The sequence below is a fragment of the Faecalibacterium sp. An77 genome (assembly GCF_002161315.1).
Lineage (GTDB): Bacteria > Bacillota > Clostridia > Oscillospirales > Ruminococcaceae > Faecalibacterium.
The window spans coordinates 1-15,711 of record NZ_NFHK01000055.1 but is presented as its reverse complement, the minus strand read 5'-3'; the positions used below and the strand labels follow the sequence as shown (position 1 = coordinate 15,711).

Sequence of the window (15,711 nt, the reverse complement as noted above, 5' to 3'; positions counted from 1 at the left end):
ATTGATTGCTCATTTTTACCCCCGTGAGACTTCTGAGATTTCTAAGACTTTTGATACTTTCTCTTATTTTCTCACAGGTCAGTACTTTTTTACAGTCGGGGGATTATGGAGCGCTTACGCAATTCAGGCTGTCAGCCGGTATGCCCTGGAAAACGAAGCGGAGTTTGTGTCCGATCTCCAGAGCGTTTGGGATGAAAACAAAGCCAAAAGCGAGGATACCGGCCAGCAGGAATTGAAAGAAGCTCAAAAGCGAATGGCTGAACTGGATACCATGATTCAGAATCTGTACGAGAGTTCCATGAAGGGTATACTGCCGGAGCGGTAGGCCCGGCGGATGATCCAGCAGTACGATGAAGAACAAATCTTACTGGAACGCCGGATGGAGGAACTGGAAACCCAGATTCAGCAGGAGGTAGTCAAGAAGGCGGACACCGAGCGGTTTTTGGCTCTGGTCAAAAAGTACCGCGACTGTCATGAGCTGACGGACGCCATGCTCTATTCCTTCATTGACCGGGTTGAGGTACATGAAGCCACCGGGGGCCGCACCATCTACCGCAAACAGAACATTGACATCTACTTTAATTTTATTGGCAGCTACTATCCGCCCTGTGAAACCATCTCGGAGGAAGAACGGATTGCCGCCATCGATGCAGAACAGCTTCGTAAAAAGCGGGAAAAGAGCAAACGGGCCAGTGAACGCCAGCAGCAGAAACTGAAAGCTCTGCGGGAGGCAGCAAAAGCCGGGGACCCTGAAGCAGTGGCTAAGTATGAGGAACATCTCCGCAAACAGCGGGAACGCAACCACAGATACCGCCAGCAGGTACAGCAAGCCAGGGCAGCCAATCCGGAGTATCTGCGGCAGCTGGATGAAAAGGAACGGCTCAAACAGGAAAGGCTTCTGGAGAAAGAACGCAAGCGGTCAGAGAAGTCTGCCCAGCGGGCCAAGCTGACACGGGCAGAGCTGAAAGAAAAAGCAAAGACTGACCCGGAAGCCGCTGCAAAGTGGGCTGCTCTGAAAGCCAGGGAGGCCGAAGCCCGGCAGCGCAAAAAGGAGCGGGAAGAGGCCCGGATGGCAGCAGATCCGGCGTATGCCGCCATGATGGCGGAACGAAAGGCCGAATATAAACGCACTAGGGCAGCCAAACGCAAGGCTGAACATGATGCCCTGGTGGAACGGGCCAAGACAGACCCCGAAGCCGCCCGGCAGCTGGCAGAACAGCGAAAGTACCAGAGTGAGGCCACTGTGAGAAGTTACCAGAAGATGAAAGCAGCCGCAGAAGCCGGGGACCCGGAGGCCATCAAACGATATGAAGCCCACCTTGCCAAGCGCAGGGAGGACTACCACAAAAAGAAAGAGAAACAGGAGGCGATTTCAGCATGAAGCTCGAACCGAGAGTCCATGACAGCAGAAACGGTCTGGATTATGTCCTGACGGATCATTATTATCTCCCGGCGCTGAGGCTGCCGGAAGATAAACGCCCCATCGGCCGCTGGGGCCGATTACATAGAGAATACCTGAAAACCTACCGTCCTCTCCTCTATAATGAACTGCTTCTATCCGGCAAGCTGTATACCATCCTGGCCGACCTGGATGAACAGGCCGCCGAACGGTGCCGCCTGATTGTCCGGCAGATGGCCCAGGCCGAGGGCATCACGGAGGAACTGAAAGCAGCCGATCTGGTACGCTGGGTGCAGGCCATGAACTCCATCCGCAGCCGGGCTGAGGAAATCATTCAGGTTGAGATGATCTATGTATGAGGAGGACAGGAAGATGATTCTGGAAGCAATCTATAGCGGCGACTTTTATCCCAGTGAAACGGTTGTACCGAAGTCTGAAAAATACCGGAACGCACTGAAAGCCTGCGAGAAGATTATGGACCGGCTAGCCGAAAAACTGAGCAAAGAAGATTATGACCTGGTGGAAGAACTCCAGGATCAAGCTTCCATTGCCCAGTGTGAGGAGAATGAGTGCCACTTCAAGGTTGGCTTTTCAGCAGGACTGTTAGTGCAGCAGGAAGCGGTGGAACAATTGAAAATAGTGCGAGGTGTTACGATAAAATAATTTTGTAAGATTACCTAGAACCGTACCCTTCGAAGGAACAAATATATTATTATGGATAATATTCAGATTTTTATTCAAGATTTGATAGCATTTTTGCTTGAAAAAGAAAAGCATAAGCTATATAATAAAAGCAATATTTACATATACGCTTATTTCTGAAGGTGAAGGTATGGACAAGCGAGAAGAATTTAAGCAATTATTATTTGAAACAAAAATTAATAGTCTTTGCTCAAAAGAGGAGGCTGAATTAAAAATAAAGAAATTACAAGAATGGATAATTGCTAATATTCCGGATCGCCTTTACCACTTTCGATCAAACACAGATTATGCTATCGATGCATTAGAAAAAGATCAAATCTGGGGAAGTACATTATGGGAGTTTAATGATCCTTACGAATGTATTCCGTTTTTTGATAGAGAAAGATTAAAGAAGTCAATTGAAAATGAAGATGCATATGAGCAGCTTATTCAATTGGTAAGATTACTACAGCATGATGTGATCCCTAAGGGCTTTGAAGAAGTTTTTGGTGAGAAAATTTCTGGGCAAATAATCGAGAATGTCAAAAACAATTTGGATGAAAATAAAATAAAGGAAAATTATGAATTAACAAAACAACAGATAGAAAGCTTTATTCAACGTAATTTTAGTTTTATTGCCAATCAGTTTTTTACAGGTATTTTGCAGGCAGAATCACAAAGGCATATTGTATGCTTGAGTGAATGCAATGATTCAACTCTAATGTGGGGACACTATGCAAATGGACACCGTGGATTTTGCATAGAATATGACTTTAAATCAATTCTTAAACCATGCCAAATGAACTGCAGCGATATTAAAGCCTGTAATAATTTCATGCTAATACCATCAATTGCACCAGTTGTGTACGATAAATCAAGGTTCGATGCAACGTCACATTTGGCTGCAGTAATTCAGGCTGATATTATATACGAGTCACAAGCAGATATTAATGTGTATCATGAAGATACTTTGTTGATTTCGAAATGCTTGCTTACAAAATCGTCAGACTGGGATTATGAAAAAGAATGGCGCCTTTTCTCCCCTCCATCAACTCCTCCAATAGAGCCGCATAAAGCGATTTACAGCTTAAAGCCTATGGCTGTCTATATTGGATCCAGATCATCAGTTGAACAAGACCAAAAACTAAGTGAAATTTGCAAAAAAAGAATATTCCTTGTTATAAAATGGTACAGAATTATTATGGAGATGATTTTAAGGTGTTCCCAATGTTATATGATGACTATACTAAAGGAGCATCTACAAAAATCAATGAATTGGTATAGAGTACTGTAAAATTTTGCGAGATTGCTGGTCCAATAGGAACCAGTGGAGTAAATCAGAAAGACGAAACAGCGGCAGGGCCTTCGGTTGAAGTCCCTGCCGTTTTCAGATTATGGAGCCACTCCCAAACACAATAGCTGACCTGGTATGGTAGAATGAACGACCAAAGTATCTATGTAGGTGCTTTGGTCGTTTTACATAAATAGAACCTGGCAACTTTAGAAGAAAGGAGCGATTCCTTGGGAACTTTATATGGCTATATCCGGGTCAGCACCAGAGAACAGAATGAGGACCGACAACTTCTCGCGCTGAAAGAACTGGCCATCCCGGAAAAGAATCTGTTTGTGGACAAGCAGTCCGGCAAGGATTTTGAACGTCCTCAATACCGGAAGATGGTACGAAAATTAAAAAAGGACGATCTGCTCTACATCAAGAGCATTGACCGTCTGGGCAGAAACTATTCCGAGATCTTGGATCAGTGGCGGATTCTGACAAAGGACAAAGGCGTTGACATCGTGGTAATGGATATGCCTTTGCTGGATACGAGACGTGGCAAAGACCTGATGGGGACATTTCTAAGTGACATCGTCTTGCAGGTGCTTTCCTTTGTGGCAGAAAACGAACGCATGAACATCCGGCAGCGGCAGGCAGAAGGGATTGCAGCGGCCAAAGCCAGGGGTGTCCGATTCGGCAGGCCCCCCAAACCGTTGCCTGAAAACTTCCACGGGTTGTACCAGCAATGGAAGAATGGCAAAATCACCGGCACAGCTGCCGCAAAGATGTGCGGGATGCCTCTATCCACATTTCGCTATCGTGCGGAGATTTACGAAAAAGCCAAATTGTTGTAAGCAGGCTATTTTACAGGAATGTGTACTTTTCTGTAAAATGCCTGCTTTTTGTTTCTAAGAAAATGATACCACAGAACAAAGGCTTTTTCTATACAAAATCTATGATTTCGTGTGCTGCTGACCTCTTAAAAAGGGCTGAAAATTCTCTTGCGAAAAGGTACACCATTTTGCATCAACTGCCTTTCTGTAAGTGCCTGGATCTGCGAGGTATAAGGAATGGCAGAACAACAAGTGAAGTCAAGGCAGCGCGTGGTGGAGCATGGAGAGGTCTTTACCGCCGAGCGTGAAGTGAAGGCCATGTGCGACCTTGTAAAGCAGGAAACCGAACGAATTGAGAGCCGCTTTTTGGAGCCGGCCTGCGGGAATGGGAACTTCCTTGCAGAAGTCCTCAACCGCAAGTTAGCTGTGGTCAAAAGCCGTTACAGCAAGAGCCCGTTTGACTATGAACGGTACTCTGTGCTGGCGGTCACCAGCTTGTACGGTGTTGACATTATGCCGGACAACGCAGCGGAATGCCGCCATAGGCTGTTTGACATTTGGAACAAGGAATACAGTGCCAACGTCAAGGACCAGGCCAGTGAGCAGTGCCGGGAGGCGGTGCGGTTTATTTTCCGCAAAAACATTCTGTGTGGCGATGCGCTGACCATGCTCCAGGCGGACGGATCTCCGATTGTGTTCGCAGAGTGGAGTCTGGTTTCCGGCAACCAGATGAAACGCCGTGATTTCCGGCTGGATGTGTTGTTGAATGAAAACCCGGATGACCAGTTGTATGAGGCACAGATGTCGCTGTTTGGAGACAGTGCCAACAGTGAAGGAAACTGGACAATTGATCCGGAAACACATAACCCTGTTCCCAAACCCATCCGGGAATATCCTCTGACCGATTACAGGAGGGTGCAGGACTATGAGTGACTTCTACAGCAGTATGTATAACCCCGATGTCCTGACCTGTCTGGCAAATTTGTCCAACGATGAGGTTTTTACACCGCCTGAGCTGGCAAATCAAATGCTGGATATGCTGCCGGAAGAGCTTTGGCATGATAGCAGCGCAACCTTCCTTGATCCAGCATGCAAGTCCGGCGTTTTTCTGAGGGAGATTGCCAAGAGGCTGATTGAGGGACTAAAAGAGGAAATTCCAGATCTTCAGGAGCGCATTGATCACATTTTTCATAAGCAGCTGTATGGAATCGCGATCACAGAACTGACCAGTCTCCTTTCCAGAAGAAGCGTGTACTGTTCCAAATATCCTAACAGTCGGTATTCAATTTCTCATTTTGAGGATACCAGCGGCAATATCCGATACAAGCGGATACAGCACCGCTGGCAGAATGGAAGATGCCTGTTCTGCGGTGCTTCCCAAAGCGAGTACGAACGTGGAGATGAGCTTGAAACCCACGCCTATGAATGGATACATACGGCTAAGCCGGAGGAAATATTTAAAATGAAATTCGATGTGATAATTGGCAATCCACCGTATCAATTAAATGATAGTGGGCATGGAGCAAGTGCAATGCCAATTTATCAAAAATTTGTTGAACAAGCGCAAAAACTCAAGACGCAATATTTAGTTATGATTATTCCGTCTCGGTGGTTTACCGGTGGCCGTGGATTAGACAGTTTCCGAAATGAAATGCTGCACGATAGTCGGATTCGCATTTTGCATGATTTTCCAATAGCCTCGGATGTGTTTCCTGGTGTAGAGATAAAAGGGGGCGTATGTTATTTCCTTTGGGAAAGGGATTCCAGAGGTGATTGTAAGATAGTAACTCATACAAAAGGTGGCACGAATGAAGCCGTTCGCCCTTTACTTGAGCCGGGTATGGATAAATTTATTAGGTATACTGAACAAATCTCAATCTTCCGAAAAGTTCAAAAATTCAAAGAAAGTACATTTATGGATATAGTCAGTGCAAATGACCCGTTTGGATTTGATGTTCGAGAAAAAAATAGTTATCGTCGAGTTCGTGCTCCATACCAGTTAAAACCATTCGAAGGGTGCGTGAAATTTTATTATAACGGGTGGCGTAAGGATGGTGTAGGTTATGTTGATCGAAAGTATATTCGCAAAGGAAAAGATCTAGTTAATCAATATAAGGTATTTGTTCCAAGAGTTTGGGGAGCAGGTGTTCCGGAAAGTGATTGGGTGAATCCTTTTGTAGTTGCCCCCAACTCCTGTAGCACTGAAACATACCTTACTATAGGACCCTTTGAAAAAGAAGATTTTGCACAAAATGCGGTTTCATATATGCAAACGAAATTTTTCCATTTCATGGTTTCGTTGGTGAAAAATACACAACAGGCAATGCAAAAAGTGTATCAGTTTGTTCCTATGCAGGACTTTTCCAGACCATGGACAGATGAGGAACTTTATGCAAAATACGGTTTGACGAAGGACGAGATTGATTTTATTGAATCCATGATTAAACCTATGGAAGCGGGCGGTGATGATGATGGCAACTGAATTCTTCCCGCAGCGCCCCAAAGCTCATCCGATGATATACGCCTATGAAGATACCAACCCCCAGTACAAAGGGCTTTTGAAGGTTGGGTATACTGCCATTGATGTAGATAAACGAGTTGCTCAGCAGTATCCTACCAAGAGGCCGGATGGCAGCGTACCGTATCGGATTGTTTTTCGGGAAAGCGCCATGTACCCGGACGGTTCTTCCTTTACCGATCATGATGTTCACCGTGTTTTGAAGCGAAAACATATTGCCAGCGTAGGTGGTGAATGGTTCCGCTGTACCGTGAATGATGTCCGCGCAGCAGTGCTGGCAGTGAGAAATCGTACTGCCAATGTAGAGAATCGGGTCAACAGCTTTACCATGCGCCCGGAGCAGAAGGAAGCCGTGGACAAAACGGCGGCCTACTTTCAAAGCGCTTATGCAGAGGACACAACTCGCTACCCGAAATTCCTGTGGAACTGTAAAATGCGGTTCGGCAAAACCTTTGCATCCTATCAGCTTGCAAAGCGGATGGGATTCAAGCGGATTCTAATCCTGACTTTCAAGCCTGCGGTGGTCAGTGCCTGGCAAGAGGACTTGAACAGTCACATTGACTTTGAAGGCTGGCAATTCATCAGCCGGAATACAGAGCTGACCTATGAAACGGCAGATAAGTCCCGCCCCATTGTCTGCTTTGGCTCCTTTCAGGACTATCTGGGAGTGAACAAGGAGACCGGCGGCATCAAGGCAAAAAATGAATGGGTACATACAACCAACTGGGACCTGGTGATCTTTGACGAGTACCACTTCGGTGCCTGGAAGGAAAACGCCAAGAAACTGTTTGAGCAGGAGGACGAGGACAGCTACGACAGTGAGGATCTGGACAAGTATGATCGCGGCAATGCTTGCGATGAAACCTTCCTGCCCATCACCACCATGTACTATCTGTATCTGTCTGGCACGCCGTTTCGAGCACTCAACTCCGGTGAATTCATTGAGGATCAGATTTACAACTGGACCTACTCCGATGAGCAGCGAGCCAAGGAAAACTGGGAAGGTGACGGGAACCCTTATGCAGCCTTGCCCCGGATGGTGATGATGACCTACCGCATCCCAGACAGCATCCGCCGGATTGCCATGCAGGGAGAGTTCAATGAGTTTGATCTGAATGTGTTTTTCTCTGCCAAAGGCAAAGGCGCAGATGCTCACTTTGTCTATGAGAATGAGGTCCAGAAGTGGCTGGATTTGATTCGGGGCGCTTACCTGGAAACCAGCGTGGATGATTTGAAGCTCGGTGCCAGAAAGCCTGCGCTGCCGTATGCGGATGTGCGTCTGCTGAATGTCTTGCAGCATACGCTGTGGTTTTTGCCAAACGTGGCCTCCTGCTATGCCATGAAAAACCTGCTTATGCAAAAACAGAATACTTTCTATCATGACTATGCCATCAATGTCTGTGCAGGTGCGGAAGCCGGAATTGGAGCAGCGGCGCTGGAACCGGTTCTGAAATCCATGAAGGACCCGTTGGAAAGCAAGACCATCACGCTTTCCTGCGGCAAACTGACAACGGGTGTTACCGTCAAACCATGGACCGGCATCTTCATGCTTCGCAACCTGTCCAGCCCGGAAACCTATTTCCAGGCTGCATTCCGGGTACAGAGTCCGTGGGAGATCACGACGGATGACGGCAAAAAAGAAATCATTAAAAAGGAATGTTACGTCTTTGACTTTGCACTTGACCGGGCGCTCAAACAAATTTCTGATTACAGCTGCCGGCTGAATATCAATGAGGGCAATCCGGAAAAGAAGGTGGAAGAGTTCATCAACTTCCTGCCAGTCATTGCCTACGATGGCAGCACCATGCGGCAGATCAATGCCGGCGAAGTCCTAGATATTGCGATGGCAGGCACATCAGCCACACTGCTGGCCAAGCGTTGGGAAAGTGCGCTGCTTGTCAATGTAGACAACGATACTCTTTCACGGTTGATGGCCAACCCAGCGGCTATGGAGGCTCTGATGAAAATAGAGGGCTTCCGCAGCTTGAATGAAGATATTCAGACCATTATCAATAAGTCTGAGGCCGTGAAAAAGGCAAAGAAGGAAGGAACAGAAAAACTCACCCCAAAAGAGAAAAAGGAACTGAGCGAAGAAGAAAAAGAGTATAAGTCCAAACGCAAGCAGATCCAGGAGAAGCTGATCAAGTTCGCTACACGCATTCCAGTTTTCATGTATTTGACCGATTACCGGGAACGATGTCTGAAGGACGTGATCACTCAGTTGGAGCCGGGCCTTTTCAAAAAGGTAACCGGCTTGAATGTCAGCGATTTTGAACTTCTGGTATCCCTTGGCGTGTTCAATGACTCGCTTATGAACGACGCTGTTTATAAGTTCAAGAGATATGAAGACGCCAGCTTGAGCTACACTGGCATCAACCGCCATGAAGGTGAAAACCGTGGCGGCTGGGATACGGTCATCACCGATGCCGACTATAATAAGATGTTCGCGTTGCAGCAGGCTTCGATGGAAGCGCCAGCACCCGCAGCAAATGATGTGCCGGAAAATCCGGTGTCGAGCTTTATGAAGGCTGCCAAACCGTTGAGCGAAAAGAAATCCACAGTGGTGGCAAAAGAACCGACACCTTATAAGAAGCCTGAAAGATTTGCTGAAGCGTTGGTGGCACCGAAGCAGGTTGAACCGGTGACACCTGCACCGAAAAAGGAGGTTGATCTTTCCCTGGTAAAGGTAGGCTGCCGACTGCGGCACAAAGCCTTTGGGATTGGAGTGGTCAATCGAATCGACCATGGTGTGATTGCTGTTGCGTTCGGAAATGCTGAAAAGAAATTTCCGTTTCCGGGGGCACTTCTGGATGGCTTCTTGAGCTTGCCGGAGTAACACTAAATTAGAACAACATACAGATAGGCCGATGAACGCATCTGCTTTTAAGAGAGCAATGCGAGCACCGGCCTATTTTTGTAATCTGTTGAATGGTTGAAGGAGGAATGCTATGACGAAACCCAAAACTGACCTTGACGATCTCCACAAACAAAAGGAGAAGGCCGAACAGAAACTTCGGTACTACCAGCACCAGGAGAAAATGCTGGAGCGCCGGATACCAGAACTGACCCGCAAAGCCCGAACTCATCGCCTCTGCATCCGCGGGGGAATGCTGGAAAGCTTCCTAATCTGCCCGGGAGAGCTGACTGACGACCAGGTGATGGAGCTGCTCAAACTCTCATTCCGTCAGCAGGAGGTTGTACTGACTCTGGCAGAGATGATTCACGATTTGCAGGAAGCCCGGAGCGTTCCAGACCCTTCAGGATGAAGGGCGCAATTATACACCGTTCCGGTGCAATTGCGGTCTTGCAGACGGCTTAATGAAACCGGACTGGCGTTCCGTTCGCCATCCCGATTTCATCCCAAGGAAAACTGCATTTTCCTTGCGCTGCTCCGCAGCTATCCTTTTGCAGCTCTCGCCCAGGAACAAAGCGCACCCCGCTCCGTCCCTGGGCAGAGAGTACAACTGAATACTAATCCAGACCGTTCGTCAAGAGCAATTCTGACGGGAGGTCTTTTTGTTTGGAGGTGATACCCATTCCGTGTCCGCATTTCCAAATCACGATCACCCAGCGCAGCAAGGGACAGTCGGCAGTGGCAGGCGCAGCCTACCAGAGCGGCGAGAAGCTGTTTTCTGAGTATGACCAGAAAACTAAAAACTACTCTGGCAAGCGCGGCATCCTGTACACCGAAATTATGCTGCCCTCCTATGCTCCGCCAGAGTACGCCAACAGAGAAACACTCTGGAACTCGGTGGAAGCCGCTGAGAAGCAATGGAACGCCCAGCTGGCCCGGCGCTTTGTATTAGCCCTGCCCAAAGAGGTCCCATCGGAACAGTACCCGCAAATGATACGGGACTACTGTGAAAAGCAGTTTGTTTCCAAAGGAATGATCGCTGACTTTGCCATTCATGACCCCGCCCCGCCCGGACACAATGTTCACTGTCATGTGATGTTGACCCTTCGGGCCATGGACGAACAAGGAAAGTGGCTCCCCAAAAGCCAGAAGGTGTACGACCTGGATGAGAACGGTGAACGCATCCGCTTGCCCTCTGGCAACTGGAAAAGCCACAAAGAAGATACCGTGGACTGGAACGACCAGAAGTATGCGGAGATTTGGCGGCAAGGATGGGCCGATACCGTCAACCGTTATCTGGAAGCAGCAGAGCGGCCAGAGCGGCTCGACCTGCGCTCCTATGAGCGGCAGGGCCTGGACGTGATCCCCACCGTTCACATGGGGCCTGCCGTTGTCCAGATGGAGAAGCGCGGCATCCAGACCAACATCGGCAATCTGAATCGGGATATCAAGGCCGCCAACCAGATGCTATCCGCGATCCGCAAAACTATTCGTGGCCTGCTGGATTGGATTGAAGAACTGGTTCAGGCAGAAAAAGAACTGCTGAAAGAAGACGCAGCCGCCACAGACCTTGGGGTGCTTCTTAATGATTACCTGAACCAGAGAAAAGTGGAACGGAGCGATTGGTCCTGGTCCGGCCAGCAGAAGGGTGACCTGAAAGATTTGAAGGATATATCCAGGGCGATTGCTTATCTCCAGCACCATAAGATCATGACCCTGGAGCAGTTGAACACTGTCCTGTCTGGCGTGAAGCAAAAAGCCAGCCAGGCCCGTACCGGAATGAGAAAAGCCGAAAAGCGGATGAAGGACATCGCCGGGATTCAGAACGCCGTTGCGATTTGTCAGGAACAGAAGCCCATCCATGACAAGTATCTGAAAATCGGCTGGAAAAAGAGGCAGGCTGCCTTTGCCGAGAGCCACCAGGAAGAACTGAAAGCCTACAACAAAGCTTACCGCTACTTGAAAGCGCAGCACGTTGATCTGAATGTGAATCTGGATGCCCTGGAAGCTGAATACAGCAAACTGCAAGCAGATCACGCAGCCTTTGCCCGACAGCTGGAACAGGTGCAGGCAGAGCTGAAACCGCTGAACGAGGTCCGCTACTGGGTCGGTCAGGTTCTGGAGCCGGAACAGGTAGAGAGTCTGGACAATGCCGAAGGTAAGCAGTCGGTGGTGGAGCAGCTTCGTCAGACCTGCGAGCACATCCAGAAACAGGACAAAGCATCTCAGAAGGAAAAAGAACAGAAGATAGAACTGTAAGACACCCGGCTTTGAGAAAAAAGCCGGGTGATTTTTGGGTAGAATGCAAACGAAATCTTGGATTGACAACAGAATGAGTTTGAATTTTGTCTTTACCCTTGTATGAAAACAATGTTGATTTTGAATGGCTTTGTGATATAATTTTTATAAATAATGACGACTATATCGCAGGATAATGTTCAGTAGAAATCTGTGTTACTGATCGATGGCCTAAGATAATCCGATTTATTAAGTTCGGGTGTATCTGACTCCGGTTAGTTGTTTTGTTGTATTTTTAACGGATTAAAATTTATTTTGGATTGTATTTAAGGTAGGGAAGATTGTATGTCTCTCCGAGCAGATCAACGAGATTATAAACAAGCATTCACAAAACATTTACATGCATACAATAACTGGGGTTCCACGGGCAGCGATTCGAGCAAGAGACTTATTTTAGCCTATTGTGTGGAATGTGGACTGAAGTGTGCCATTATGAAACAAGAGCATTTGAACATGGTATCAGAGGCCCAAGAACCAGTTTCGGATGCTCTCAACTCGCATGACTTTCGTAAGATGTTGAAAATATTAAAACAAGTTGGAGTATATACTTTTCCACGTATAAAAACAACCTATCTACAATATGTTGAACCGCACAACTACCATGAATTTTGCAGATACTGTATTAAGCCAGAAAATGAATGTATGGGCGCTGTCCGACAATATGACGAAATTCTTGAAGCAATTGCGAAGTGGATTAAGGAGCACATATGAAAATGAAGCTATATACTTGGAAAGACATTGAACGACACTTTTTATTGAATCAAACGTTATGGAAAAATGCTATTGCTGCAATTGATGTTTATCCTACGGATATAATATTATATTCTAAAAATGATTCGCAAGATAATATATGGAAGATTGTTGAAATATTATTTGGAAATAACTATGATCCAAATAAAAAAGAAATTAAATTGGATCTTGGCACATGCACACTTCCTATTATTGTCGAACGTGATGAGGGTGTCTTTGGTGAGAGGCAAATTTTGCCACTATTTGCAAATGTTTTATACCAATCTTCATCATATCCGACTGAGAAACCAGATCCGCTGAGTCATAAAGTGATTGCTTTTCACTCATATAAAGGTGGTGTAGGAAGAACGCTCTCGCTTTTGACATTTGCCAAAGCATGGTCAACAATTTTTAATAACAATTCCAATAGATTATTAATTATAGATTCTGATATAGAAGCCCCTGGTTTGACTTGGCTTCATCAAGAAAGCATAGAAGATACATTTAGTTATCTGGATTTGTTGACGCTAATTCAAGATAATAAGAGTGTTGACGAAATTGTTGATTTAGCCTGTTCCAAATTGAAGCTGTCCACAATCACAATTGAAACGGATTCCCAAAAGGTCGAACATGTATTTATTCCTACGTATCGTTATGAAGAGCAATTAATTGATCTATATGCAACTCCAGAGAGTATTGCAAATAGTGCAGGAAAAGGATATCTTCTGGCTACTGTTATATCAAAAATTTGTGATCGCCTAGGTTTGTGCGCTGCATTAGTTGATCTTAGAGCAGGAATTAGCGAATTTTCATCAACGCTTTTATTGGATCCACGTGTCAAAAAGTATTTAGTAACTTCGACTTCAACACAATCTATTCGAGGGACTCAAATGCTTTTAAAGTATCTTCTGAAAGGGCTTAATATAGGGGAAGATACAATATTGCCAGAAATTTTTCTTAATATGATTCCAGATTCTTTGTCAGAAAGTGAGAAAAATAATATTTTCACTGATCTGCTTCAATGTTATGAACAGCAAACATCAGAAAATGAAAGCTTAGGGTTTACAGATAATGTAATAACTGAGTTGCCTTTTGCAAGCGAATTGATTCATTTGACATCTACTCACCAAATTTTTGAAAATTTAAACGGACGAGGTATTTATATTAGGATCGCAGAGCTGATTAAACAAAACTATTTTGTTGAAAAGCGCTCTGATATTATCAAGGAGACAGAACGGGATGCTTTGCTTGAAAAGATATACAATTTGGCTTCCTCACAATTGACTGCAGAAGGAAATACAAATTTTGATATCTTAATGACGGCATCTCTAAAATATCTTTCTAGAAGATATACTGATGAGATTCCAACAGCCGTTATAATGGGATCGAAGGGATCGGGAAAAACATTTCTGTACAGGAAAATGAGTGAGGCTGCAGATTGGAGAAATTTCTGCAAAAGCTTGAATAAATCATCTGACAATATTTCTGGATTGTTTTTGCCTATCATTGCTACAAAAAATTCTTCAAATTTCATAAAAACATTGCAAGCGTGTATACAAAAAGCAAAGGATCAATTGCCGGATTGTAATGTTAGTGACAGTGTATTTCTGGATAATGCCGAAGAATTGAAAGGTGTAAAAAACGAAGAAATAAACTGGCTTCAATTTTGGAAACAGCTACTAGTCAAATCGGTTTTTCCGCAATATTCAAGTTTAGAAGAAGTTAATGAAAAATTGGCAGAAAGCCAGAAAAAAGTAATTTTTCTGGTCGATGGCTTGGAAGACATATTAACAAATGTGTCCGAAGATAAAAATGAGCAGAATGCGGTAAGTGTTCTTTGCCAAGACATAATTTCTCAACTGATAGCTAAATATCCCAATATAGGAATAATCATTTTCTTACGCCGAGATATGGCCCAATCTTCGATTGCTGTTAACTTCAAACAGTTTGAGCAAACAAATGAAAAAGCCGAGTTAAAGTGGTCTTCCAATGATGCCTTAAGACTTGTAGTTTGGCTTGTTTCACAGGCCGACCCATCTTATTATAATAATATAAAAGAAATTGAACAGGCATCGCAAAGTGTTATTGATGAAGCTCTTGTGCGTTTATGGGGAAAAAAACTTGGAAGATCCACGTCTAATGAAGCATATTCGTCAAGATGGATATTGGCTGCTTTATCTGATTTTAATGGACAGCTACAGGCGAGAGACATTATTCGCTTCCTGAAATATGCATCAGAATCTCCTAAGAAACCGACTTACAATGATCGCGTTATTATGCCGACAGAAATTAGAACGGCAGTTTCTACGTGCTCAAGTGAAAAAATTGAGGAAGTAAAACAGGAGTATGTATCGCTTAAGCCGATTTTTGAAAAACTTCAAGCCTTACCAGAGGATCATAAAACGCTGCCGTTGTTGCCGGAGTATGCAAAACTGAGTAGTGATGAAGAAAGGTATATGATTCGAGAGGGATATTTGAAAAGAGAAGGAGATGTACTATATCTACCAGAGATTATTCGACATGCACTCGGTTTTAAGTATGGAAAAGGGGCTCGCCCAAAAGTTTTAGCATTAACATTAAAATCATAATATAGCAAAATTGATTTCATAAATATTGAATGAGCCCTTATCAAACATGGGCGCGGACGCGCCAAATTTTATACAAGAGCTGAAAATATTGATAGAAGACACCTGATTCTGAATGAGTCAGGTGCCTTTTTGTTTGGACTTTTTTAAGGAGGAATGCAGACATGGAACAGACAACACAGACTTTGACTACACCGCAGCCGACCCCCGCAGGCACTTTCAGCGTGAAAATTGAGAACACCACCTATGTGGTAGGTGTCCACTTCAGTCAGACTGCAAAAGACACTTTGGAGGACAAAATGAAGCGTTTGATGCTGGATGATGTTAAAACCGCCAATTTTTGAAGCAAAAATTCGGAAGATATTCCCTCTGAATATCTTGACAACGTCCTCCCCAAAGGAACTACCGTCCTTGAGGTAGGCAATGCGTTTGTGAAGAAAGGCTACCGCATCAAGATTTTCAACACCATCAATTTTAAGAAGTCGATGCACTATAATTCCTTCCACTATATCCACAGCGAAAAGGACATCTTGAAGCT

At 45.2% G+C, this 15,711-nt stretch carries 12 protein-coding genes and 2 pseudogenes; all 14 read left to right on the top strand.

Annotated features, from left to right (window positions below; translation table 11 throughout):
• Positions 1 to 325: pseudogene (locus B5G28_RS15085) on the top strand (hypothetical protein); the annotation flags it as partial.
• Between the two features lie 9 nt (positions 326 to 334).
• Entirely contained in the window at positions 335 to 1,381 is a 1,047-nt protein-coding gene (locus B5G28_RS12620; RefSeq protein ID WP_242967615.1) for a DUF4368 domain-containing protein, read from the top strand.
• Positions 1,378 to 1,758 carry a TnpV protein gene (locus B5G28_RS12615; protein WP_087249341.1) on the top strand — a complete coding sequence of 127 codons (381 nt, stop codon included), beginning with the start codon at positions 1,378 to 1,380 and terminating at the stop codon, positions 1,756 to 1,758. The genes B5G28_RS12620 and B5G28_RS12615 overlap by 4 nt, the downstream gene beginning before the upstream one ends.
• A 13-nt stretch (positions 1,759 to 1,771) precedes the next feature.
• Complete coding sequence (locus B5G28_RS12610; protein ID WP_087249339.1) at positions 1,772 to 2,062, top strand: DUF6809 family protein; 291 nt, start codon at positions 1,772 to 1,774, stop codon at positions 2,060 to 2,062.
• A 169-nt stretch (positions 2,063 to 2,231) separates the two neighbouring features.
• The gene (locus tag B5G28_RS12605) at positions 2,232 to 3,374 is read left to right on the top strand and encodes a DUF2971 domain-containing protein (protein ID WP_087249337.1); all 1,143 of its coding nucleotides are present in this window, start codon (positions 2,232 to 2,234) and stop codon (positions 3,372 to 3,374) included.
• A 227-nt stretch (positions 3,375 to 3,601) separates the two neighbouring features.
• Positions 3,602 to 4,210, top strand: a complete 609-nt coding sequence (locus B5G28_RS12600; protein WP_087249335.1) for a recombinase family protein — start codon at positions 3,602 to 3,604, stop codon at positions 4,208 to 4,210.
• A gap of 216 nt (positions 4,211 to 4,426) precedes the next feature.
• The gene (locus B5G28_RS12595) at positions 4,427 to 5,122 is read left to right on the top strand and encodes a restriction endonuclease subunit M (RefSeq protein ID WP_087249333.1); all 696 of its coding nucleotides are present in this window, start codon (positions 4,427 to 4,429) and stop codon (positions 5,120 to 5,122) included.
• Positions 5,115 to 6,671: an Eco57I restriction-modification methylase domain-containing protein gene (locus tag B5G28_RS12590; RefSeq protein ID WP_087249331.1), complete on the top strand. Its 1,557-nt coding sequence runs from the start codon at positions 5,115 to 5,117 to the stop codon at positions 6,669 to 6,671. The genes B5G28_RS12595 and B5G28_RS12590 overlap by 8 nt, the downstream gene beginning before the upstream one ends.
• Positions 6,655 to 9,543 carry a GIY-YIG nuclease family protein gene (locus tag B5G28_RS12585; protein ID WP_204228876.1) on the top strand — a complete coding sequence of 963 codons (2,889 nt, stop codon included), beginning with the start codon at positions 6,655 to 6,657 and terminating at the stop codon, positions 9,541 to 9,543. The genes B5G28_RS12590 and B5G28_RS12585 overlap by 17 nt, the downstream gene beginning before the upstream one ends.
• A 112-nt stretch (positions 9,544 to 9,655) precedes the next feature.
• On the top strand, positions 9,656 to 9,973 hold the full coding sequence (locus tag B5G28_RS12580; protein WP_087249329.1) for a DUF3847 domain-containing protein: 318 nt from the start codon (positions 9,656 to 9,658) through the stop codon (positions 9,971 to 9,973).
• Between the two features lie 260 nt (positions 9,974 to 10,233).
• Positions 10,234 to 11,820, top strand: coding sequence for a MobQ family relaxase (gene mobQ / locus B5G28_RS12575; protein ID WP_343215554.1), 1,587 nt, complete (start codon positions 10,234 to 10,236; stop codon positions 11,818 to 11,820).
• A gap of 746 nt (positions 11,821 to 12,566) precedes the next feature.
• Positions 12,567 to 15,176: a hypothetical protein gene (locus tag B5G28_RS12570; protein ID WP_087249327.1), complete on the top strand. Its 2,610-nt coding sequence runs from the start codon at positions 12,567 to 12,569 to the stop codon at positions 15,174 to 15,176.
• Positions 15,177 to 15,337: 161 nt separating this feature from the next.
• The gene (locus B5G28_RS12565; RefSeq protein WP_087249325.1) at positions 15,338 to 15,517 is read left to right on the top strand and encodes a transposon-encoded TnpW family protein; all 180 of its coding nucleotides are present in this window, start codon (positions 15,338 to 15,340) and stop codon (positions 15,515 to 15,517) included.
• A 48-nt stretch (positions 15,518 to 15,565) separates the two neighbouring features.
• Positions 15,566 to 15,711: pseudogene (locus B5G28_RS15260) on the top strand (type IV secretory system conjugative DNA transfer family protein); the annotation flags it as partial.

Excerpts from the sequence above, each read along its gene's own strand:
- B5G28_RS12565 (WP_087249325.1), top strand. The coding sequence starts at position 15,338 with ATGGAACAGACAACACAGACTTTGACTACACCGCAGCCGACCCCCGCA.
- B5G28_RS12610 (WP_087249339.1), top strand. The coding sequence starts at position 1,772 with ATGATTCTGGAAGCAATCTATAGCGGCGACTTTTATCCCAGTGAAACG.
- B5G28_RS12615 (WP_087249341.1), top strand. The coding sequence starts at position 1,378 with ATGAAGCTCGAACCGAGAGTCCATGACAGCAGAAACGGTCTGGATTAT.
- B5G28_RS12605 (WP_087249337.1), top strand. The coding sequence starts at position 2,232 with ATGGACAAGCGAGAAGAATTTAAGCAATTATTATTTGAAACAAAAATT.
- B5G28_RS12585 (WP_204228876.1), top strand. The coding sequence starts at position 6,655 with ATGATGATGGCAACTGAATTCTTCCCGCAGCGCCCCAAAGCTCATCCG.
- B5G28_RS12595 (WP_087249333.1), top strand. The coding sequence starts at position 4,427 with ATGGCAGAACAACAAGTGAAGTCAAGGCAGCGCGTGGTGGAGCATGGA.
- B5G28_RS12580 (WP_087249329.1), top strand. The coding sequence starts at position 9,656 with ATGACGAAACCCAAAACTGACCTTGACGATCTCCACAAACAAAAGGAG.
- B5G28_RS12620 (WP_242967615.1), top strand. The coding sequence starts at position 335 with ATGATCCAGCAGTACGATGAAGAACAAATCTTACTGGAACGCCGGATG.
- B5G28_RS12570 (WP_087249327.1), top strand. The coding sequence starts at position 12,567 with ATGAAAATGAAGCTATATACTTGGAAAGACATTGAACGACACTTTTTA.
- B5G28_RS12590 (WP_087249331.1), top strand. The coding sequence starts at position 5,115 with ATGAGTGACTTCTACAGCAGTATGTATAACCCCGATGTCCTGACCTGT.